The sequence below is a fragment of the Variovorax sp. YR752 genome, assembly GCF_943372545.1.
In genome coordinates this window covers 1-20,226 of record NZ_CALRZC010000158.1, presented here as the reverse complement: position 1 = coordinate 20,226, position 20,226 = coordinate 1, and the positions used below count along the sequence as shown (strand labels likewise).

Genomic DNA, 20,226 nt, shown 5'->3' with positions numbered 1-20,226 from the left:
GTACAGCTCCGCCACGTCGTCCGCGATGACGTGCAGCGCCACCGGCGCGAACTGCTGGCGCCGCGCGCCGGCCTCGACCTCGGCGATCTGCAGCAGCTTCTCGAACATCACCGCCAGCTCCTCGAGCTCGCGGATGGCGGTGGCCACGGGCTCGCGCTGCGGGTGGTTTGCGTCGCCGAGCTCGAGCCCCGCCTCCACCGCACGCAGGCGCACCAGCACGCGCGTGAGCGGCGTGCGCAGGTCGTGCGCGATGGTGTTCGACACATGGCGCACGCCGTCCATCAGCGACTGGATGCGGTCGAGCATCGCGTTGATGTCGCCTTCCAGCAGCGCGAACTCGTCCTCCTCGCCCGACGGCGCCACGCGCTCCTGCAGTTCGCCCGCCGCGATGCGCGCGGCCGTGCGCCGCACCGCGCCCACGCTGCGCTCCAGTTCCTGGCGGAAGACGAAGGTGCCGCCGATGAGCAGCAGCACCGCCACGATGCCCGCCGCCGCGCTGGCGCTCGCCACCAGCGATTCGATCGACTCCTGGTCGCGCAGGTCGTGCCCCACCACGAGCATGCCGCCGTCGGGCAGCGGACGCATCACGAGGTAGGCGATGACGGTCTGGCCCGCGCGCACCACGCGGCGGTGCACGCCGTCGCCCGCGTCGGGTGCCAGCGAAGGCATCTGGTCGAGGTTGCCCGCGCGCTTGTTTCCCTCGCGGTCGGTGAGCAGATAGATCTCGTTGTCGGAGTTGCGGCCGTCGGAGAGCGCGTGGGTGATCTCGCCCGCCACGCCCTCGGCGCCGCGCGCTTCGTAGCGCACCACCAGCTGCTGCATGCTGGTCGCCACCTGACGCGCCATGCGCTGCTGCAGCACGCCCACGGTCTGCATGTAGACGATGGCCAGTGCGGCCAGCATCGTGATGGCGACGAGCAGGCCGTAGTAGAAGGCGAGCCGGAAGCCGACCGAGCGCCACAGCTGGCGCAGGGCCCGGGTCATTGCGGCGCGGCCAGCGTGTAGCCCACGCCGCGCACGGTGTGGATCAGCGTCGGCGCGCCGCCCGCATCGAGCTTGCCGCGCAGGCGGCTCACCTGCACGTCGATCACGTTGGTCTGCGGGTCGAACTGGTAGTCCCACACGGCCTCGAGCAGCATGGTGCGCGTGACCACCTGGCCCGGATGCATCATGAGATAGGCCAGCAGCCTGAACTCGCGCGGCTGCAGCGCAATGGGCCGGCCGCCGCGCTCCACGTGGCGGCGCGCCAGGTCGAGCGTGAGGTCGGCCAGCTGCAGCGTGCGGATCTCGGGCCCGCTGCGCGAGCGCCGCACCAGCGCTTCGGCGCGCGCCGCGAGTTCGGAAAAGGCAAAGGGCTTGGCCAGGTAGTCGTCGCCGCCGGCCTTGAGCCCGCGCACGCGCTCGTCGAGCGCGCTCAATGCGCTGAGCACCAGCACCGGCGTCTTCTTGCCGAGGGCGCGCATCGTGGTGAGGATCGACAGGCCGTCCACGTCGTTGGGCAGCATGCGGTCGAGGATGACGAGGTCCCACGTCTCGCCCGTGGCGCGCGCGAACGCATCCGCGCCGTCGCGGCTGATCACCGCCACATGGCCGAGCGAGCGGAAGCCTTCGGCGATGTAGCGCGCGTTGTCGGCATCGTCCTCGACGATGAGGCAGTGCCAGATGACGGTGGGGCCGAGCACGTCAGTCGGTGCGGCCACGACAAGAAATACCCATGGATGACGGAGCCGTTGAACTCATGTGGTGCCCCCCGGGACGCAGGGGCTGCAACATAAATCCTAGCCCAGCTGGAAGCGGGAAAGGCCCGCGCTTCATTACCATTTGTCCATGAAGGCCGCGGGGCTGAGCTCACTCTCCGTTCACCAGAGACACCCCGTCCACCGGCTTGCGCATCCATTCCGCAACGTCCACGCCCAACCCGTGAAGCACTGCGTCCATTGCGCTGCATTCGGTCGTCTCCGCCGTGACATCGGCGTAGGGGGTGTGCACCTGGCGCAGGCCTTTGAACTGCGCGGTGGGCAGTCCCGGTTGTTCAAGCACCGCATGGATGACCACGATCGTGGGGCCGCCGGCGCTGACGGTCACGATGTCCATGATTTCGATCTTCAGCCAAAGGGCGGCTTCCCTGCCGGTGGTACCGGGCACGGGGCGCACAACGTCATACCGCGCCTTCAACTGATCCTGCACGGCCTGACGCAGCGGTTCCTGCACACCGCACGCGTCATCGGATTCAGACATCTGGCGGCCTTGGTCATGCCCGTACGCGATGGGCGGCAGCATCACCACCGTGGTGTGGGCAGCAGGTGCGGGTGGCATTCGCGCGGGCGGCTGGGGATCGTGTGAACTGCAAGCAGCCAGAAGTGCGCTCACCGCCATCGCGATGCACGTGTTGCGCACGAAGGCAGGCGAAGACTTTGCAGGCGCATTGGAGGTACAGCGGGCTGGCGGCATCTAGATGCGACTTGTTACATTAGTCTGGGGGTTGGAGGAATTTTCAGGACCGACTACCTGCCGGGCGATCGCCCGGCCAAAATCAAATATAAGGAAATATGCTACATGCAGACCATTAATTACAAGATGGAATACTCGATTCTCGAGTACGTTTTCGGTCTTATTGGCCCGTCAATCATCATCGCCGCCATTTTTTATCCGATTGCCGATCTGAAAATAGGAACCCTTCGGCTTCACCTGCCGACCGGCGTGGCCAATGGCGTTCTCATGTTGATCGGGGCGTATGTCACGTACCTTACGGTCGGAACACTTTTCAAGAAGCGCGCAGCCAACAGTCAGGGCGCCAGCATTGTGCTTGATGAAAAGAGCATGTCTTTCACGACCGTCAAGAAATTCGCTGGCGTACTGACGACGGTGGGCTATGACGCCATCAAAAAAGTCACCATCACGGACATTCCGGAAACCTCGACATCGAGTGCAGAGAAAACAATAGAAATCAGCACGCCGTCGATGGCCTCCAAGAAGCATGAGTTCGATGCCATTCACATGGCAAAGGATTCAGACTTTGATGTTCTTGTGAATGCGCTCAAGCATCGCGCCGTCAATGCCGCCTTCAAGCAAATTTGACCCATGGGTTTCTTGAAGAAGTTGTTCCAGATAGTTTCTGGAAAAAAATACAGGAATTGCCCCGATGGAGCCGCAGCGGACCCGGTCGCGCAGCGAGCACTTCAAGCGGGGCTCATCAACTCCGAACAGATCATGGCGTATTGCGACAGCTACGCAACGGGGCTGTCTGACGAAACTCTCTCCGAGGGACTTGGCTCACACTGGGGCATACGCTCGCCTCAGGAGGCTGCTGAAACCCTGGCGTCGCTCGGTCGCCATGGCCATCGCTTTTTTTACGACATTGTTTTTCGTATTGACAGCGATGGTGCTTCAGGAGACGGCCGCCAGGAGATTCTCGAGGCCTTGATAGCCAGCGGTCGATACGGTTCCCCGGAAACGGTGCGCGAGCAGATTGCCGCACAGGGGCCGTGTGAGGAAAAAGACCTCGTTTTCTCGGCTTTGGCGCAGGCGATGGAGATGCTGGAAAATCTGCGGTCCGTTTTTCGTCTTCTCGAAGACAAAGTCAATGGCTCGTACCTTCCCAAGGATTACAGCGCCGGCATCCTTGCCTGGGATCTGGGTCGCCTCGTCACGGTTGCACGGATGTCATTGGACTGCAAATACATCGAGCAGGCTGAATTCGATCGCATTCTTGCGCATGCAGACAAAGAATTGCGCTCGAATTTCTCGTCCTGGCCGCAGTTTGCAAAGAGCTACATCATTGGCCGGGCCAGCTGGGCGGGTCAGAACATGACTCTGGGCGGAATCATCGGCATTGCCGAAGATCTCATGACTGACAAAACGAGCCCTTGGGTTCTGTCGCCTCTGTGAGCTGCATTCGACGCTAGCGTCGGATCACTCCTTGTTGATTTCCGTGGACGTTTGATCCACCTGTCCATCGCGAACTGACCGGCCGTAATTTCTTTCGGCCGTTGCTCGGATGGAACACTGGATCACTCGCAAACGGAAATCAACAAATGCAGAGTATTTAAAGCTCTATTTGCACGTTCGAGACTTTATTTGGCGCGATCATCAGGATCGCGCCGCCCACGCGCCCCTCACTCCACCGTCACGCTTTTAGCGAGGTTCCGCGGCTTGTCGACATCGGTCCCGCGCGCACACGCCGTGTGATACGCCAGCAGCTGCAGCGGCACCACGTGCAGCAGCGGCGACAGCGCGCCGTAGTGCTCGGGCATGCGGATCACGTGCAGGCCTTCGCCGCTGGCGATCTGCGTGTCGCCGTCGGCCAGCACGTAGAGCACGCCGCCGCGGGCGCGCACTTCCTGCAGGTTGCTCTTGAGCTTTTCGAGCAGTGCGTCGTTGGGCGCCACCGCGACCACGGGCATCTCGCTCGTGACGAGCGCGAGCGGGCCGTGCTTGAGTTCGCCGGCGGCATAGGCCTCGGCGTGGATGTAGGTCACTTCCTTGAGCTTGAGTGCGCCTTCGAGTGCAATCGGGTAGTGCAGGCCGCGGCCGAGGAACAGGGCGTTGTCCTTGCGCGCGAAGTCTTCGGCCCAGCCGATGAGCTGCGGCTCGAGCGCGAGCACCGACTGCAGCGCGACCGGCAGGTGGCGCATTTCCTTCAGGTAGCGCGCTTCGTCGACGGCGCTCAGGCGGTCCTTGGCCTGTGCGATGGCGAGCGTCAGCAGGAACAGGCCCGCGAGCTGGGTGGTGAAGGCCTTGGTCGACGCCACGCCGATTTCGACGCCAGCGCGCGTGATGTACGCCAGCTTGCACTCGCGCACCATGGCGCTGGTGGCGACGTTGCAGATGGTCAGGGTCTGTTCCATGCCCAGCGAGCGCGCGTGCTTGAGCGCGGCCAGCGTGTCGGCGGTTTCGCCCGACTGGCTGATGGTGACGACCAGCGTCTTGGGGTCGGGCACGGAGTCGCGGTAGCGGTACTCGCTGGCGATTTCGACCTGGGTTGAAATCTTCGCGATGCTCTCGAGCCAGTACTTGGCGGTGCAGCCGCTGTAGTAGCTGGTGCCGCAGGCCAGGATGAGGATCTTGTCGATGTCCTGGAACACGCGGTGCGCGCTCGCACCGGTGGCACCGTCCTGCCCGATGCCGTCGAACAGCTCGGGCACGATGCCCTCGACGCCTTCGAGCGTGTCGCCGATGGCGCGCGGCTGCTCGAAGATTTCCTTCTGCATGTAGTGGCGGTACGGGCCCAGCTCGGCCGCGCCGCTGTGGGCGTGCACGGTGCGCACGGTGCGGGTGACGGGCTTGTGGTTCTTGTCGACGATCCAGTACTTGCCCGGCTGCAGGTCGACCACGTCGCCTTCTTCGAGGTACACGATCTGGTCGGTCACGCCGGCCAGCGCCATCGCGTCGCTGGCCAGGAAGTTCTCGGTGCCGTCCTTGCCCGCGCCGAGGATCAGCGGCGAGCCGGCGCGCGCGCCGATGACGCGCTGCGGTTCGTCGCGGCAGATGACGGCGATGGCGTAGGCGCCATGCAGTTGCAGCACGGCGGCCTTGACGGCTTCGAACAGGTCGCCGTTGTAGAGGCTGTCGACGAGGTGGGCGATGACCTCGGTGTCGGTCTGGCTCTCGAACACGTAGCCCTTGGCTTCGAGCGCGGCGCGCAGCGGCTCGTGATTCTCGATGATGCCGTTGTGCACGAGCGCGATGCGGCCCGGGCGCGCGGCCGGTGCGTCGGCGCCGGGGCCGTGGCTGAAGTGGGGATGCGCGTTGTGCACGGCCGGTGCGCCGTGGGTGGCCCAGCGCGTGTGGGCGATGCCGGTGAGGCCTTCGATCTTGTCGTCGCGCACCTGGGTCAGCAGTTCGGCCACACGCGAGGTGGTGCGCGCACGGCTCAGGCCGCCCGCATGCACCGCGACGCCGCAGGAGTCATAGCCACGGTATTCGAGCCGCTGAAGGCCCTGGACCAGGACCGGAACGATGTCGCGATGGGAGGCTGCGCCGACGATGCCGCACATAGGTGTACCTTGTCTTGAAGAACAGAAGGGCTCGATGGTAGGGAGGCGACCAAGAAATATGGCGTCTAAATTTCCACGGTTTTGGACTTTTATTTCACCCAAACCTGCAGATGGAGTTTTATTCCATAATTTCAACCAACATGGAATCAATCTCCCTCGACGCGATCGATCTCAAGCTGCTCGACGCGCTCCAGCACGACGCCTCGCAGACCAACCAGCGCCTGGCGGCCGAGGTCGGCATCTCGCCGCCGACCTGCCTGCGCCGCGTGCAGCGGTTGCGGCAGGAAGGGCTCATCGAGCGCCAGGTCGCCCTGCTCTCCCCCGACCGGCTCGCCACGGTGCTGGGCCACGGCCTGCAGGCGGTGGTGGAGATTTCGCTCGACCGGCAGGACGCCGCCGCGCTCGACGCGTTCGAGGCCCGCGTGATCGCGGACGACGCGGTGCAGCAGTGCTGGCGCGTGTCGCCGGGGCCCGATTTCGTGCTGGTGGTGGTGGCGCGCGACATGCCCGGCTACGGCGCGCTGACGCAGCGGCTGTTCACGGCCGACGCCAACGTGCGCAATGTGAAGGCGTTCTTCAGCCTCAAGCGCGCGAAGTTCGGGGCCCGCATTCCGCTGGGCTGACGCGGGCTCCTGAAACGATCAGCGCTCGCTCGCCGCCTCGCGCAGCGCTTCGAGGAACGTGCGCCGCCACCAGTGGATGTCCTGCGCCCGGATGCGCGCCAGCAGCTTCTGGTGCCGCTCGCGCCGCTCTTCCAGCGGCATCTGCAGCGCCTGCTGCACCGTCTCGGCGGTGCCGTGCGTGTCGTACGGGTTCACTAGCAGCGCTTCCTTCAGCTGCTCGGCCGCACCAGCGAAACGCGACAACACCAGCACGCCAGGGTCGGCCGGGTCTTGCGCGGCGATGTATTCCTTGGCCACGAGGTTCATGCCGTCGCGCAGCGGCGTCACCAGCCCCACGGCCGCCGCGCGGCACAGCCCCGGCACCCGCTTGCGCGCGACCATGCGGTGGATGTAGCGCACCGGCATCCAGTCGAGCTCGCCGTAGTCGCCGTTGATGGCGCCGCACAGCGATTCGAGTTCGCGGCGGATGTCGCCGTACGCATCGACCGTCTCGCGCGTGGGCGAGGCGATCTGGATCAGCGTGGCGCTGCGGCGGTTCTCGGGGTAGTTGGCCAGCAGCTCGCGGAACGAGCGCACGCGCTGCGGGATGCCCTTCGAATAATCGAGCCGGTCGATGCCCAAGAGCAGCCGGCGGCTCGAGTACTCGCGCTTCATGGTCTCGTACATGTCGCGCGATTCCTTGGCGTGCGTGAGCGCCGCGAACTCGTCGACGTCGATGCCGATCGGAAAGGCAGCCGCGCGCACCGTGTTGCCGTAGGCGCGGAACAGGTCGCCGCCCAGCGCTTCGCCGTGCGCCTCGTTGTGCACGTAGTGCGCGAAGTGCTGCACGTCCTGCTCGGCCTGGAAACCGATCAGGTCGTACGAGAACAGCGAGCGCATCAGCCACTCGTGCTGCGGAATGGCCGCCATGATGATCTGCGGCGGCAGCGGAATGTGCAGGAAGAAGCCGATGCGCTGCTTGCAACCCATGGCGCGCAGCTCTGCCGCGAGCGGGATCAGGTGGTAGTCGTGCACCCAGAGGATGTCGTCCTCGCGCAGCAGCGGCAGCAGCTTGCGCGCAAAGAGCTGGTTCACGCGCCGGTAGCCGCCGATGAAGCCGGCCTCGAAGTGCGCCAGATCGAGCCGGTCGTGGAACACCGGCCACAGCACGTCGTTGCTGTAGCCCAGGTAGTAGCTGTCGTGGTCGTCGCGGCTCAGGTCGATGGTGGCGAGCGTGACCTTGCCGGCCTGCTGCGTGTGCAGCTCGCCTTCGCCCGTGGGGCCGCCTTCGACGATCTGCCCGCTCCAGCCGAACCACAGGCCGCCGCTCTGCTGCAGGCTTTCGCCCAGGGCTACGGCCAGGCCGCCGGCTGCCGGCTTGCGCGGGTCGGCCACGCGGTTCGAGATGACGACGAGACGGCTCATATGCACGAATCCCAAGGAGCGGATAAGCGCACGGCCGCATTGATGATGCCGACCATCGAATAGGTCTGCGGAAAGTTGCCCCACATCTCGCCCGTCACCGGGTGCGTGTCTTCCGACAGCAGGCCCAGGGGGTTGCGCGCGGCGAGCATGGTCTCGAAGATCTGCCGCGCCTCGGCCTTACGGCCGATCTTGGCCAGCGCGTCGATGCGCCAGAAGGTGCAGATGTTGAAGGCGGTCTCGGGCTTGCCGAAATCGTCGGCCGCTTCGTAGCGGCGCATGTAAGGGCCGTCGCAGAGCGACTTTTCCATCGCGTCGACGGTGGAGATGAAGCGCGGGTCGCGCGCATCGATCAGGCCCACCTCGACCATCAGCAGGATGCTGGCGTCGAGCTCGTGGCCGCCGAAACTCTCGGCAAAGGCCTGGCGCTCTTCGCTCCACGACTTGGCCAGAATTTCTTCCTTCATGCGCGCCGCATGGCCGTGCCAGTAGGCCGCGCGCTCGGGCAGCTCCAGCGTGCGCGCGATCTTGGCGAGCCGGTCGCAGGCGGCCCAGCTCATGAGCGCCGAGCTGGTGTGCACGCGGGCGCGCGTGCGCAGCTCCCACATGCCGGCGTCGGGCGTGCCGTACACGCGCACCGCTTTTTCGCCGACCGCTTCGAGGTGCGGAAACTCCGCCACGCCCGCGCGGCTCAGCAGCCGGTGGTCGTGAAAAGCCTGCGCCGCGCCGAGCACGATGTTGCCGTACACGTCGTGCTGGAAGTGCTCCTGCGCCTGGTTGCCCACGCGCACCGGGCCCATGCCGCGGTAACCGGGCAGGCCGTCGACAAAAGACTCGGGCAATTCGCGCTCCAGCCCGATGCCGTACAGCGGCTGGATGTGCTCGCCGTGCGACCCGATCACCACGTTGCCGAGCCAGCGCAGGTAGTCTTCCATCGTGCCCACCTCGCTCAGCGAGTTGAGCGCGCGCACCACGAAGAAGGCGTCGCGCAGCCAGCAGTAGCGGTAGTCCCAGTTGCGCTGGCTGCCCGGCGCCTCGGGGATGCTGGTGGTCATGGCGGCGACGATGGCGCCGGTGTCCTCGTACAGCGAGAGCTTGAGCGTGATGGCCGCGCGGATCACCGCGTCCTGGTACTCGAAGGGAATGGCCAGGCGCTTGCTCCAGGTGCGCCAGTACGCAATGGTTTCCTGTTCGAACTTGCGCGCGGTGTCGGCGATGCCTTCGAGCAGCGTCTCGTCCACGCCGAACATGAAGTTGTACTCGCGCGAGATCACGAAGGGCTGGCGCGACAGGATGTGCGAGATCGACGCGTCGGTGTTCAGCCGCAAGGTCACGTCAGGACCGACGTAGCGGATGTGGTTGCTGCCACGTGTGACCTCGATGGGTTCCGAAGCGCCCCATTGAAAGCGCGGGTCGAGCGCCACGCGGATGCGCGGCGCGCCGGCAATGGGACGCACGCGGCGCACCATCATGAGCGGGCGGAAGTAGCGCGAGCGGCTGTAGAAGCGCGGCGCGAAGTCGGTGATCTCGATGCCCTGCCCTGCGCTGTCGAACAGCTGCGTGCGCAGCACGGCGGTATTGGGTTCGTACCACTGCTTGCTGGAAGCGAAGTCCTCGATCTCGATGGCCCAGGCGCCGGCTTCCTCGCCGGGGTGCAGCAGCGCGTTGAAGACCGGGTCGCCGTCGAAGCGCGGCAGGCAGCACCAGACGGCGCGGGCGCGCGCATCGATGAGCGCGCTGTAGGCGCAGTTGCCGATGACGCCGACATTGAGCGAAGGCTCGGCCGGCGGCGCGAAGCCGCGCGGTGGGGCCGCGGCCACTTTCGCCGCAACTTTCGCGACGTCCGCCGGCGCCTGTTCGTCGGGGCCCGCCGCGCCCGCCAGGGCGTCGCCCGCGCGGTCCTCCGGGGCCTCCGACAGTTGGTGTTCGCTCATGCGGGATTCCTCGGTGATGTGTTCTTGGGGGCAGGTGCGGCCAGCCGATCGCGTGCCTGCACCAGCCATTCGTAGACCGCGCGCGGTGATTCGAGCCGGTGCAGCGCCAGGCTGGGCCCGGCACCGACCTTGATCGCGACGCCGCCGCGCGGCTGCACGACGGCGAAGCCGCTCTCGTCGGTGGTGTCGTCGCCCGCAAAGATCGGCGTGCGGCCCGCGAAGGGTGCCTCATTCATGAAAGCCTCGATCGCGAGGCCCTTGTTCACGCCCGTGGGCTTCACCTCGAACACGAACTTGCCGTGCAGCAGCTCCAGCTGCGGACGGCCTTCGATGGCGCGCGTCATCGCGTCGCGGCACACGGCCTCGAGCTGCGGCGCGAGCCGGTAATGCAGCGCGATGGCGGCGTGCTTGCGCTCCACCAGCAGGCCTTCGTGGATGCGCGCGAGTTCGTTGGCCACGTCGAGGATGGGCACGAGGTCGGGCGCGCGCTGCTCCTGCATGCCGCCTTTGGCATCGCGGCGCTGCACGCCGTGCTCGCCCGCGGCGGGCAGCCGCAGCGGCGCGAGAAAGCGGTCGATGGCGTCGATCTGGCGGCCCGACACCACGGCGAGCGCGCCACCGAGCAGGTCGCGCAGGTCGCTCAACAGGGGCACGAGGGCGGGCGGCACCTCGATGGCTTCAGGCGTGGCGGCAAGGCCGACCAGCGTGCCGTCGAAATCAAGAAAAAGGGCGGCGTCCCGGCCCGGCGGAGGAGGCAACTGTGCGTTGCTGCTGGAGGACTTTGGCATTGGGAAAAACCATAGCACGGCTCGCACGCGGCGCGTGTCGGCCAAAGTCCCGGCGTGCGCCGATGAGGGTAGGGCCTGCTCACCCTATTTCTGGCGTCGCGAAGGTCTGCCACGGCGGGCCAATCAAGGCGCGTGACGCCGCGTGTGCATGCGCACACGCAAGGAGCGCAACGCCGAGTGGCCCGCCGTGGCAGACCTTCCCTTCGGGTTGGCCGGCAAAGGGGCCGTCTGCGGCGTTGCCCGCGCTTGCAAGGCAGAAGCCTTGCTGCGCACGCGCGCCTTGCAGCCAGCCCCTTTGCCGGCCAACGCGACGCCAGAAATAGGGTGAGCAGGCCCTAGTCGGCCGTGGCCGGCAATGACGCCGCCACCGCCGTGATGCGCGCGCGGTGGATCGCCTCGCCGATGCGCGGCCCGGTGGCGCCGGCCTGCTGCGCCTCGCGCGCCACCACGTCGGTGGCCACGGCCTGGGCCGCCGCGAGCACCGCGAGCAGGCGCGGGCGCTGCGGGTAGGCGTTGTCTTCGAAGCCGAGCCGGCCGCGCGCGTCGCATTCGCAGGCCAGCAGCGCCTCGGCGAAGCGCGCCGGCTTGCGGAAGGCGTCGCAGCGCTCCAGCAGCCGCACCAGCGGCGTGGCGCCGAGCGCGGCACTGCGGTGGATGTTGCCGTGCTCGCGCGCCACCACCTCGGCCAGCTCGCGCAGCTCCACGGGCACGCGCCAGCGTTCGCACACGTCTTGCAGCAGGTCGACGCTGCGCAGCTCGTGGTTGATGTGGCGCGGCAGCATGTCGGCCGGCGTGGTGCCCTTGCCGAGGTCGTGCATGAGGCAGGCGAAGCGCACGGGCAGCGTGGCGCCCAGGCGCGCGCTGGTGTCGAGCACCATCATCAGGTGCACGCCGGTGTCGATCTCGGGGTGGTGCTGCGCCGGTTGCGGCACGCCCCAGAGCCGATCGACCTCGGGCAGCAGCACGGCGAGCGCGCCGCAGTCGCGCAGCACGTCGAACATGCGCGAGGGCCGCGTTTCCATGAGGCCGCGCGCGAGCTCCTGCCACACGCGCTCGGGCACCAGCGCATCGACCTCGCCGGCCGCGACCATCTCGCGCATCAACGCCATGGTCTCGGGCGCGACGGTGAAGTCGTCGAAGCGCGCGGCAAAGCGTGCCACGCGCAGGATGCGCACGGGGTCTTCGCGGAAGGCGTCGGTCACGTGGCGCAGCACCTTGTCGCGCAGGTCACGCTGGCCTTGGAAAGGGTCAGCCAGCGTCTCGGGGCGCGGATCGAAACTGCCGTCGTCGGCCACGTGCTCGGCGGGCAGCGCAATGGCGTTGACGGTGAGGTCTCGCCGCGCGAGGTCTTGCTCCAGCGTGACGTCGGGCGCCGCATGCACGACGAAGCCGCGGTAGCCCGGCGCGCTCTTGCGTTCGGTGCGGGCCAGCGCGTACTCCTCGCGCGTGCGCGGATGCAGAAACACGGGGAAATCGCGCCCCACGGGCAGGTAGCCGCGCGCCACCATGGCCTCGGGCGTGGCGCCCACCACGAGCCAGTCATGGTCGGACACAGGACGGCCCAGCAGCCGGTCGCGCAGTGCACCGCCGACGAGAAAAATGTTCATGAGTGCAGTGTAGGGATACTCGCCCTGTACAAAAAGAACGGTCGTTCGATAATCTTCGAGCGATGCGAACGACCGTTCGTAAATTCGCATCGCGCGAAGCACCGGTCGCTGGCCGGCGCCCCCGCGCGCGGGGCTGTTTTCAACACCCAAGGAGCATTCACACCTATGAAGAAACTCACAACAACAGCATCGTTGGCATTGGCGGCACTCGGGGGCCTGACGTCGGGCAGCGCCATGGCGCAGAACGCGGGCGACTGGGTCGTCGGCACCGGCTGGTTCCATCTGTCGCCGCAGGATTCGAGCAAGCCGCTGACCGTGACCTCGCCCGTGCACAGCGTGCTGGCCGGCTCGGGCGCAAGCGTCAGCAACTCGGACACGCTGGGCATGAACATCGCCTACTTCGTCGACAGCCACTGGGCCGTCGAGGGCGTGCTCGGCGTGCCGCCCAAGTTCAAGCTCCACGGCACCGGCACGCTGGCGCGCGTGGGCGAGCTCGGCCAGGCCCGCCAGTGGAGCCCGACCGTGCTGGCCAAGTACTACTTCAACGAAGGCAACGACGCCTTCCGTCCGTTCGTGGGCCTGGGCGCCACCTATGTCTGGTACAGCGACGTGAAGCTCACGTCGAACCTGCAGGGCGCGCTGGCCAGCCAGTTCCACGTGCGTCCGTCGTCGGTGAACACCACCGCCAAGCTCGACAGCTCGTTCGCGCCCGTGCTCAACGCCGGCGTGGCCTACCAGTTCGACAAGCACTGGGGCGTGTCGTTCTCGGTGTCGTACATCCCGCTGAAGACCAAGGCCAAGCTCACGACGACCAGCATCACCGGCCTGCCGGTGGCGCGCAGCGAGTCGAGCCTGAAGCTGAACCCGATCGTCACCTACCTGGCGGCGACGTACCGGTTCTGATGAAGTCCGGCGAGCCTCAGTCGCGCGAGGTGCGGTAAGGCTCGTCGAAGGCCACGAAGGTCTTCTCGGCCAGGGCGCCCGCGATCCATGCGGCGACGCCCGGCAGGGCCGCCACGCGCGCGATGTACGCGTCGATGGCCGGCGGCACCGGCAGGCCGTAGCCGCGGATGCGCATGCCCACCGGCGCGAAGAAGGCGTCGGCGATGGTGAAGGCGCCGAACAGCATCGGGCCGCCGTGCGTCTCGAGCAGCTCGGTCCACATCTGCACGATGCGGTCGAGGTCTTCCTGCACGCCGGGCTGCTCGGCCAAAAGCCGCGCACCCACCTCGGGCAGCGAGGCCTCGATGTTCATCGGGCAGGCGCCGCGCAGGTTGGTGAAACCCGAATGCATCTCGGCACAGACGCTGCGCGCGCGGGCCCGCTCGGCCACGCCCTGGGGCCACAGCTGCTTCTCGGGGAAGCGCTCGGCCAGGTACTCGGCGATGGCGAGCGTGTCCCACACGGCAAGGTCGCCGTCGACCAGCACCGGCACCTTGGCCACGGGGTTGATGGCGCCGATCACGTGCTTGAACTGCGAGGTGGCATCGAACGAATCGAAGCGCACCATCGCCTCTTCGAAGGGAATGCCGGCCTGGGTCATGAGCACCCAGGGGCGCATGGACCACGACGAGTAATTCTTGTTGCCGATGTAGAGCTTGGACATCTGTCAGGGTCTCCGGGTCATTGCGGGAATGCGGGGCAAAGCCGTCGATGCTAGCCGGGCGGCGCGCTGCGATTGATGCCGAAGGCGGCGCGAATTGATGCAGGCCGCTTCAACGTTCGTCGTCGCGGCGCGATTCGGGCGGCACGATCACGCGCGGGCCGGAGGCGCCCGCATCCGCCGCTGGCTTCACGACGCGCTCGATCAGGGTCACGAGGCGCGGCACCAGCGACAGCACCGCGAGCGCCAGCAGCGCACTGAGCACGGCCGTGACCTCGCGCCCCAGCCCGCAGGCCATGCCGATGGCGGCCGTCATCCAGAGCCCGGCGGCGGTGGTGAGGCCCTGCACGTGGGATTCGTCCTTGCCCTGCTTGAGGATGGTGCCGGCGCACAGAAAACCGACGCCGGCTACCAGCCCCTGGATCACGCGGCTCATGTCGGCCGGCACGATGCCGGTCTGCTGCGGAATCAGCACGAACAGCGCCGAGCCGATGGCCACCAGCATGTGGGTGCGCACGCCAGCCGCCTTGCCCTGCTGCTCGCGCTCGAAGCCCAGAAAAAAGCCCAGCACGGCCGCCAGCAGCAGCCGCACCGCGATGCGCGTGAGCTGCGCGACATCGCCCACGTCCGAGAACTCGGACGCGACGGTGTCGAGCACCTCATCGCGCCAGGTCATGTCAGGGGAGGTCCTTGTTCGGCTCGGGCTCGGCGGCGTTGCGCGGGCCCACGCGGCCCAGGCGCTCCTTCAGCGACTGCGGCTTGCCACTGATGAGGGCGGCGTAGTTGGTGGTGTTGGCCAGCACCTTCTTCACGTAGTCGCGCGTCTCGTTGAAGGGCACGTTCTCGGCCCAGATGGCCGCATCGATCACCGGGCCGTTGCGCCAGTTGCGCGGGCGGCCGGGGCCGGCGTTGTAGGCCGCGGCGGCCAGCGCCATCGAACCATCGAAGTCGTCGAGCGCGAGCTTCAGGTAGTTGGTGCCGATGGTGATGTTGGTCTCGCGGTCGTTGATCTGGCCGGGCGTGAAGTCGGTCATGCCGATCTTGCGGGCGGTCCAGCGCGCGGTGGCGGGCATGACCTGCATGAGGCCCGAAGCGCCGACGCCCGAGCGTGCGTCCATGATGAAGCGGCTTTCCTGGCGGATCAGGCCGTACACGTAGGCCGGGTCGAGCCCGATGTCCTGGCTCTTGCGCAGCACCGTGTCGTGGAACGGCATGGGGAAGCGCTGCTCGACGTCGATCACGCCCTTGGTGCGCTCGCTGGTGTTGATGCAGCGGTCCCACACCTCGCGCTGGCAGGCCAGGTCGGCAGCGGCCAGCAGGGCGCGGTCGTCCATGCCGCCCTTCTCGTGCAGGTTGGTGGCGTAGTTCCACTCGCGCGTGCCTTCGGAGCGCAGGCCCATGCCGATGGCCTGCAGGCCGCGCTGCAGGCCCGGGTTGGTGCGCGCGGCGTTCTTTTCTTCTGGCGTGAGCGGCGCGGGGCGCGTGGCCGCCACGACGCGCTGGCCCAGCTCTTCGAGCGCCAGCATTTCGTAGAAGCCGCGCGTGCCGGCGATGCTGGTGTAGAGCTCGCGGGCCTGGGCGCGGCGCTCGTCGCCGCCGGCGGTGCTGAGCGCGCGGGCCTTCCAGTAGACCCAGGTGGGGTCTTGCTGGGCGGCATCGCTCATGGCGTTGATGGCGGGTGCGACGTCTTTCCACTGGCTGGCGCGCAGTGCGGCGCGCACGCGCCAGCCGAGCATGTCGTCCGACAGGTCGCTGTTCTTCGTGACGTTGCCGAAGTAGCTCACGGCCATCGGCGAGAGCTTGTTCGCGGCCGCACGGCCGATGGTGCCCCAGACCCAGTTGCGCTCTTCGGCGGAGAGCATCGGGCTCCACTTGCTGTCGAGCTGCGCAGCGCCCTGGTCGGGGTCGGCGACCGCGATCTTGATGAGCGCGAGCACCACCAGTTCCTTGCGCGACTTGGCGGCCACGAAGGCGCGGCCGGTGAGGAACTTGGCAGCGCTGGCGTTGACCTCTTCGAACAGCGGCAGCGCGTCGGGTGCGGCGATGGTGACGGCGCCGCGTGCGGCTGCGGGCCGGTTGGCCTCGATGGCCAGGCGCGCCTTCTTCCAGGCGTCGTTCGTGGTCATCAGGCGGGCCGCGACCATGCGGTCGGCGGCGGTGAGGCAGCCGTCGTCGCTGTCCTTCTGCGCGAACCAGTTGCGGCGCACCTCGTCGGCCTGCGCCTGCGTGGCCGTGCCGGTGCGCAGCGTGTCGACCAGCACCGCATAGCAGCGCACCTGGGCGTCGTCGGCCATGCGAAAGCCGGCGATATTGGCGGCAAAGCCGTCCCAGTCGCGGCGCTGGCCGAGCAGCAGCAGCCAGTCGTTGCGCAGGCGGTCTTCCTGGTAGGTGTTGGGGTAGCGGGCGTAGAAGTCCTGCACCTCGTTGGGCGCGGCTTCCTGCAGGCGGGCCTTGAGCTCCCAGTAGGCGGCCCAGGGTTCGAGTGCGTGACCGCGGGCCTGCGGCAGCAGGGCCGTGAGGCGGGCCTTGTCGCCGCGCTGGAAGGCCTGCTTCATCTGGACCAGCACGTCGTCGTTGGTGTTGTTCTGCGCGGCGGCGGGCTGTTGCGACAGCAGCGCGGCGAGTGCAAGAACGGCGGAAAAAATCAGGGCGGGCGCGCCGCGACGCGGATGAGCGCGCGCGGATGCCAAAATGCTTGGGAACTGCATCGGGGGATTATGGACAAGTCAAAGGATGCCGACACCTCGGCCACCGCGAGTTTTCTGAAGGGCCAGCTGAGAAAGGCGCTCATCGAGCAACGGCTGGGCATGCCCGACCGCCTCGCGCGGGCCGACCTGTTGCAGCGTGTGATGCGGATCTGGCTGGTCGGCCGGCCCGACACCGTGATCGGCGCCTACTGGCCGATCAAGGGCGAGTTCGACCCCCTGCCCGCCCTGCACCGCTGGAAGGAAGACGGCGAGCTCATGGAAGAAACGCAGCGCCGCCGCATCGGCCTGCCGGTGATCGACAAGGTCCACAAGACGCTCACCTTCCACGCCTGGTACCCGGGCTGCCAGATGGAAGAAGACGCCTACGGCATTCCCAAGCCCAAGGACACCGAACTGATCGTGCCGACGCTGCTGTTCGTGCCCTGCGTGGGCTACAGCGCGGGCGGCTACCGGTTAGGCTACGGCGGCGGCTTTTACGACCGCACGCTGGCGGCGCTCGAGCCCCGGCCGGTCACCGTGGGGCTGGGCTTCACGAACGGCTTCCTCGAAGACTTCGAGCCGGAGGCGCACGACCTGCCCCTGGACGCCATCCTCAACGACAACGGCGTCGTCTGGCCGACGTCCTGACCCGGTTCAGTCGAGGTTGTCGACCGTGTCCGGGTCGGGCACCTCGCCCACCGTTTCACGCGTGATGGCGGCCTGCGCTTCCAGCCAGTCGGAAAAAGCCTTGATCTCCGGCCGCAGTGCGTTGCGCGGCCCCGAGATGAGCCAGTAGGCCATTGGCGAATCGAGACGGTGCTGCGGCAGCACCTCGATCAGGTCGCCGTTGGCCAGGCTCTCGGCCACCAGCGAGTTGCGCGCCAGCACCACGCCCTGGCCGGTGAGCGCGGCTTGCACCATCTGGTAGGCATAGTTGAAGTAGAGCCAGCGCTTGGGCTGCGCGCGCTCCATGCCGTTCACCTCGAACCAGCGCCGCCACGTGAGCCATTCGAGGTGCGTGCGGTGCGCGTCGCCGGCCTCGATGAGCGTGAAGCGGGCGATGTCGGCCGGCGTCTTGATCGGCGGGTTGCTCTTGATGAGCCACGGGCTCGCCACCGGCGTCAGGTTTTCGCCGAACAGGCGCACGGCGCCGGCGGGCATGGCCTCGGGCGGGCCGTAGCGCAGCGCAATGTCCACGTCGGCCACGTCGAGGTCGACCGCGATGTCGCTGGCGTCGATGCGGATGTCGATCTCGGGGTTGTCGCGCTGGAAGGCCTCCAGCCGCGGAATCAGCCACATCGAGGCGAACGAGGCAAAGGTGGTGAGCGCCACGCTCTTGCGCCCCGCGCTCTGGCGAATCTGGCGCACCGCCATGTCGATGCGCGGCAGCGCCTGCTGCACCGACAGCAGCAGCTGCGCCCCGGCGCTGGTCAGCTCGACCGCCCGCGTGTGACGCAGGAACAGCGACACGCCCACCTCTTCTTCGAGCGACTGGATCTGCCGGCTCACGGCCGACTGGGTGAGCGCCATTTCCTCGGCCGCGGCGCGGAAATTGAGGTGCCGCGCGACCGCCTCGAAGGCCCGCAGGTGCCCCGCGGAAATGGGGCGGGAACGCAGGTGGGTTTGCGAATGTTGCATGGGTATGACTTTGGTGTGCGTCCCGGCGGCCAGATCGATTGATGCGAAACGCGCATCAGTAGGCTACCTCGTTTTCATTGGACCTCCAAGGCCGCAGAAACGATCATTCATTCCCGAACTGCGCCAACCTCTCTGTCTGTCAATGCGCTTCGGACCAGCTTAGGAGTCCACACCATGTCCACCGCCGTCTGCACCAACGAATCGCTCGCTTCCCTGTCCCACGCCAACCGCACCGCGGCCATTCCGCCGGCCGTGCGCCGTGGCGCCTGGCAGATCGCGCCCGGCGAGGCGATGAGCCTGAAGGCGCGGTCGGCCAACGTGCTGCGCGTCAAGCAGGGCCGCGTGTGGGTCACGCCCGACGCCACGGCCCATGGCCCCAGCGAAGACATCGTGCTGGCCCCGGGCGAGTCGCTCACGGTGGCCGCCGGCCAGCGCATCGTGATGGAAGCCTGGGATGGCTACGGTGCCACCTACGCGTGGGACCCGGTCTGACCGACCGCCCGCACGACTGGCACCTCCAGCACTCCTGAACCAAGGCGGCTTCGGCCGCCTTTTTCTTTGCCTGGCGCTTTTGCGCCCGCCGCCAGGTTCAGCTGCTGATGTCGAAGCTGCCGCGCAGTGCCAGGAAGTGCGCCAGCGCGGCCTCCCCGCGCAGGGCCTGCAGGGCCGAGATCGGGTCGGGGCCCTCGCATTCGGCCAGGCCCATCGCAAAACCGGTGTAGCGCCGCTCGGCCAGCGGGCCTTCGTGGACCACCACGAGCGCCACGTGCCGGGGGTCGCGCTGCAGCCGCGCCATCAACCCTTGTACGGCCTCGCGCGGCCCCTCGAAATGCTGGCAGAAGCACTGGCCGTCGAACACCAGCAGGCCGGAGATGCCGTCCACGGCATTGCGCGCGCGGGCCTGGGTGACGATGGCGCCCACTGTGGCGGGCGGCAGGTCCTGCACGAGCAGGCTGCAGTAAAGGAATTCGTGCAGTTGTTCCGGTTCTGCGGTGGCTGATGCGGGTGATTGTTCTTGTGTCATTCGGTGCGGAAGGGTAATCGCTTCCGAGTCTAGGGAGCCGCCCCGCGCCCCGAAATGTCAAAAGACACAGCGCCGCAGCCTATAGTGCGGCGTGAAATTCGAGGACTATCCCGTTGCCGCCGCACCGCCCCAGGGCGCGAACGCGTGCGAGCACTGCGCCCTGCGCCGCCTCGAGGCCTTTTTGCCGGTGACGGCGCAGCAGCTCCAGGCCATCGAGTCTTTCCGCGTCGGCACCCGGCGCGTCGAGGCGGGCGGCACCGTCGTCGAGGAGCACCGGGCCAGCCCGCAGCTGTTCACGCTCTACGCGGGCTGGGCCTTCCGCTACAAGACCCTGAGCGACGGCCGCCGGCAGATCCTGGGCTTCCTGCTGCCGGGCGACTTCATCGGCCTGCAGGACGAGTTCGCCGACGGCCAGACCCACGGCGTCGAGGCCGTGACCGACGCCACGCTCTGCGCCTTTTCGCGCGACCGCCTGTGGGAACTGTTCCACGCCGAGCCCCGGCTCGGCTACGACATCACCTGGCTCGCCGCGCGCGAGGAAAAGATGGTCGACGACCACCTCGTCACCGCGGGCCGCCGCAACGCCGGCGAGCGCGTGGCCATGCTGCTCATGCACCTGTACCGCCGCGCCCAGCGCCTGGGCATGGTGCGCGACGAGTGGGTGGAGTTTCCGTTCAACCAGCAGCACATCGCCGACGCGCTCGGGCTGTCGCTGGTGCACACCAACAAGACGATGCGGCGGCTGCAGCGCCTGGGTTTGTACAAGCTCGACGGCGGCTGGCTGCGCATCCTGGAGCCGCATGCGCTCGAAACGCTGGGCGACTACTTCGAGCGCCCGCTGCGGCCGGTGCCGATGATCTGATGGAGGCCGGCCGCCTCAGCGCGCGGCCACCAGCTGCCGCAGGTCGCTCTGGTAGGCCTGCAG

Annotated in this window: 20 protein-coding genes; 7 read left to right on the top strand and 13 right to left on the bottom strand. The window is 67.5% G+C overall.

The genetic code is table 11. The features are described from left to right. From AAG801_RS28555 to AAG801_RS28545, 3 genes are all read right to left on the bottom strand, one after another. The coding region (locus tag AAG801_RS28555) for a histidine kinase dimerization/phospho-acceptor domain-containing protein (protein ID WP_341891420.1) at positions 1-984 on the bottom strand (984 nt) is incomplete at its 3' end. Further along, on the bottom strand, positions 981-1,664 hold the full coding sequence (locus AAG801_RS28550) for a response regulator transcription factor (RefSeq protein WP_099797390.1): 684 nt from the start codon (positions 1,662-1,664) through the stop codon (positions 981-983). The genes AAG801_RS28555 and AAG801_RS28550, both read right to left, overlap by 4 nt. Before the next feature lie 184 nt (positions 1,665-1,848). Continuing rightward, positions 1,849-2,286 carry a hypothetical protein gene (locus AAG801_RS28545; protein WP_341891419.1) on the bottom strand — a complete coding sequence of 146 codons (438 nt, stop codon included), beginning with the start codon at positions 2,284-2,286 and terminating at the stop codon, positions 1,849-1,851. Positions 2,287-2,556: 270 nt separating this feature from the next. On the opposite strand from AAG801_RS28545, the gene AAG801_RS28540 reads away from it, so the two are divergent. Then, positions 2,557-3,078: a hypothetical protein gene (locus AAG801_RS28540; RefSeq protein ID WP_341891418.1), complete on the top strand. Its 522-nt coding sequence runs from the start codon at positions 2,557-2,559 to the stop codon at positions 3,076-3,078. Between the two features lie 3 nt (positions 3,079-3,081). Further along, positions 3,082-3,888 (top strand): DUF1266 domain-containing protein, encoded by an 807-nt coding sequence (locus AAG801_RS28535; RefSeq protein WP_341891417.1) that lies wholly within the window; start codon positions 3,082-3,084, stop codon positions 3,886-3,888. Between the two features lie 227 nt (positions 3,889-4,115). Here AAG801_RS28535 and glmS read toward each other — a convergent pair whose 3' ends face one another. After that, positions 4,116-5,996, bottom strand: coding sequence for a glutamine--fructose-6-phosphate transaminase (isomerizing) (gene glmS, locus AAG801_RS28530; RefSeq protein ID WP_099795146.1), 1,881 nt, complete (start codon positions 5,994-5,996; stop codon positions 4,116-4,118). A gap of 140 nt (positions 5,997-6,136) precedes the next feature. On the opposite strand from glmS, the gene AAG801_RS28525 reads away from it, so the two are divergent. Next, positions 6,137-6,619, top strand: a complete 483-nt coding sequence (locus AAG801_RS28525; RefSeq protein ID WP_099795145.1) for an Lrp/AsnC family transcriptional regulator — start codon at positions 6,137-6,139, stop codon at positions 6,617-6,619. 18 nt (positions 6,620-6,637) lie between these two features. Here the strand turns inward: AAG801_RS28525 and otsA are convergent, their stop codons facing one another. The 4 genes from otsA to AAG801_RS28505 all read right to left on the bottom strand — a co-directional run bounded on the left by otsA (position 6,638) and on the right by AAG801_RS28505 (position 12,349). Next, on the bottom strand, positions 6,638-8,023 hold the full coding sequence (otsA, locus tag AAG801_RS28520; protein ID WP_192195032.1) for an alpha,alpha-trehalose-phosphate synthase (UDP-forming): 1,386 nt from the start codon (positions 8,021-8,023) through the stop codon (positions 6,638-6,640). Then, a complete protein-coding gene (locus AAG801_RS28515; RefSeq protein ID WP_341891416.1) occupies positions 8,020-9,954 on the bottom strand; it encodes a glycoside hydrolase family 15 protein in 1,935 nt (644 codons plus the stop codon). The genes otsA and AAG801_RS28515 overlap by 4 nt, the downstream gene beginning before the upstream one ends. Next, positions 9,951-10,742: a trehalose-phosphatase gene (gene otsB, locus AAG801_RS28510; protein ID WP_341891415.1), complete on the bottom strand. Its 792-nt coding sequence runs from the start codon at positions 10,740-10,742 to the stop codon at positions 9,951-9,953. Before otsB ends, AAG801_RS28515 begins: the two co-directional genes overlap by 4 nt. 335 nt (positions 10,743-11,077) lie before the next feature. Further along, on the bottom strand, positions 11,078-12,349 hold the full coding sequence (locus AAG801_RS28505; RefSeq protein ID WP_341891414.1) for a multifunctional CCA addition/repair protein: 1,272 nt from the start codon (positions 12,347-12,349) through the stop codon (positions 11,078-11,080). 165 nt (positions 12,350-12,514) lie between these two features. Here AAG801_RS28505 and AAG801_RS28500 point away from each other — a divergent pair, with 165 nt between their 5' ends. Then, positions 12,515-13,252 (top strand): OmpW family outer membrane protein, encoded by a 738-nt coding sequence (locus AAG801_RS28500; protein WP_341891413.1) that lies wholly within the window; start codon positions 12,515-12,517, stop codon positions 13,250-13,252. 16 nt (positions 13,253-13,268) lie between these two features. Here AAG801_RS28500 and AAG801_RS28495 read toward each other — a convergent pair whose 3' ends face one another. The 3 genes from AAG801_RS28495 to AAG801_RS28485 form a co-directional block, all read right to left on the bottom strand. Further along, positions 13,269-13,955 (bottom strand): glutathione S-transferase family protein, encoded by a 687-nt coding sequence (locus AAG801_RS28495; RefSeq protein ID WP_341891412.1) that lies wholly within the window; start codon positions 13,953-13,955, stop codon positions 13,269-13,271. A gap of 109 nt (positions 13,956-14,064) precedes the next feature. Continuing rightward, a complete protein-coding gene (locus AAG801_RS28490) occupies positions 14,065-14,628 on the bottom strand; it encodes an MgtC/SapB family protein (protein WP_341891411.1) in 564 nt (187 codons plus the stop codon). Position 14,629: 1 nt separating this feature from the next. Next, positions 14,630-16,660 carry a transglycosylase SLT domain-containing protein gene (locus AAG801_RS28485; protein ID WP_341891410.1) on the bottom strand — a complete coding sequence of 677 codons (2,031 nt, stop codon included), beginning with the start codon at positions 16,658-16,660 and terminating at the stop codon, positions 14,630-14,632. Positions 16,661-16,669: 9 nt separating this feature from the next. Here AAG801_RS28485 and AAG801_RS28480 point away from each other — a divergent pair, with 9 nt between their 5' ends. Next, positions 16,670-17,287 (top strand): 5-formyltetrahydrofolate cyclo-ligase, encoded by a 618-nt coding sequence (locus tag AAG801_RS28480; RefSeq protein ID WP_341891409.1) that lies wholly within the window; start codon positions 16,670-16,672, stop codon positions 17,285-17,287. Between the two features lie 6 nt (positions 17,288-17,293). Here the strand turns inward: AAG801_RS28480 and AAG801_RS28475 are convergent, their stop codons facing one another. After that, positions 17,294-18,277: a LysR substrate-binding domain-containing protein gene (locus AAG801_RS28475; protein ID WP_101491141.1), complete on the bottom strand. Its 984-nt coding sequence runs from the start codon at positions 18,275-18,277 to the stop codon at positions 17,294-17,296. Between the two features lie 174 nt (positions 18,278-18,451). Here AAG801_RS28475 and AAG801_RS28470 point away from each other — a divergent pair, with 174 nt between their 5' ends. Beyond that, the gene (locus AAG801_RS28470; RefSeq protein WP_341891408.1) at positions 18,452-18,769 is read left to right on the top strand and encodes a DUF2917 domain-containing protein; all 318 of its coding nucleotides are present in this window, start codon (positions 18,452-18,454) and stop codon (positions 18,767-18,769) included. A gap of 97 nt (positions 18,770-18,866) precedes the next feature. On the opposite strand, the gene AAG801_RS28465 is transcribed toward AAG801_RS28470, so the two are convergent. After that, complete coding sequence (locus AAG801_RS28465; protein ID WP_341891407.1) at positions 18,867-19,301, bottom strand: BLUF domain-containing protein; 435 nt, start codon at positions 19,299-19,301, stop codon at positions 18,867-18,869. Positions 19,302-19,461: 160 nt separating this feature from the next. Here AAG801_RS28465 and AAG801_RS28460 point away from each other — a divergent pair, with 160 nt between their 5' ends. Beyond that, positions 19,462-20,163, top strand: coding sequence for a Crp/Fnr family transcriptional regulator (locus AAG801_RS28460; protein ID WP_341891421.1), 702 nt, complete (start codon positions 19,462-19,464; stop codon positions 20,161-20,163). Positions 20,164-20,226 lie beyond the last annotated feature (63 nt).

Coding starts and splice junctions, on each gene's coding strand:
- AAG801_RS28535 (WP_341891417.1), top strand. CDS start 3,082: ATGGGTTTCTTGAAGAAGTTGTTCCAGATAGTTTCTGGAAAAAAATAC.
- AAG801_RS28490 (WP_341891411.1), bottom strand. CDS start 14,628: ATGACCTGGCGCGATGAGGTGCTCGACACCGTCGCGTCCGAGTTCTCG.
- AAG801_RS28480 (WP_341891409.1), top strand. CDS start 16,670: ATGGACAAGTCAAAGGATGCCGACACCTCGGCCACCGCGAGTTTTCTG.
- AAG801_RS28500 (WP_341891413.1), top strand. CDS start 12,515: ATGAAGAAACTCACAACAACAGCATCGTTGGCATTGGCGGCACTCGGG.
- AAG801_RS28475 (WP_101491141.1), bottom strand. CDS start 18,277: ATGCAACATTCGCAAACCCACCTGCGTTCCCGCCCCATTTCCGCGGGG.
- otsA (WP_192195032.1), bottom strand. CDS start 8,023: ATGAGCCGTCTCGTCGTCATCTCGAACCGCGTGGCCGACCCGCGCAAG.
- AAG801_RS28515 (WP_341891416.1), bottom strand. CDS start 9,954: ATGAGCGAACACCAACTGTCGGAGGCCCCGGAGGACCGCGCGGGCGAC.
- AAG801_RS28485 (WP_341891410.1), bottom strand. CDS start 16,660: ATGCAGTTCCCAAGCATTTTGGCATCCGCGCGCGCTCATCCGCGTCGC.
- AAG801_RS28495 (WP_341891412.1), bottom strand. CDS start 13,955: ATGTCCAAGCTCTACATCGGCAACAAGAATTACTCGTCGTGGTCCATG.
- AAG801_RS28465 (WP_341891407.1), bottom strand. CDS start 19,301: ATGACACAAGAACAATCACCCGCATCAGCCACCGCAGAACCGGAACAA.
- AAG801_RS28470 (WP_341891408.1), top strand. CDS start 18,452: ATGTCCACCGCCGTCTGCACCAACGAATCGCTCGCTTCCCTGTCCCAC.
- AAG801_RS28505 (WP_341891414.1), bottom strand. CDS start 12,349: ATGAACATTTTTCTCGTCGGCGGTGCACTGCGCGACCGGCTGCTGGGC.
- glmS (WP_099795146.1), bottom strand. CDS start 5,996: ATGTGCGGCATCGTCGGCGCAGCCTCCCATCGCGACATCGTTCCGGTC.
- otsB (WP_341891415.1), bottom strand. CDS start 10,742: ATGCCAAAGTCCTCCAGCAGCAACGCACAGTTGCCTCCTCCGCCGGGC.
- AAG801_RS28540 (WP_341891418.1), top strand. CDS start 2,557: ATGCAGACCATTAATTACAAGATGGAATACTCGATTCTCGAGTACGTT.
- AAG801_RS28525 (WP_099795145.1), top strand. CDS start 6,137: ATGGAATCAATCTCCCTCGACGCGATCGATCTCAAGCTGCTCGACGCG.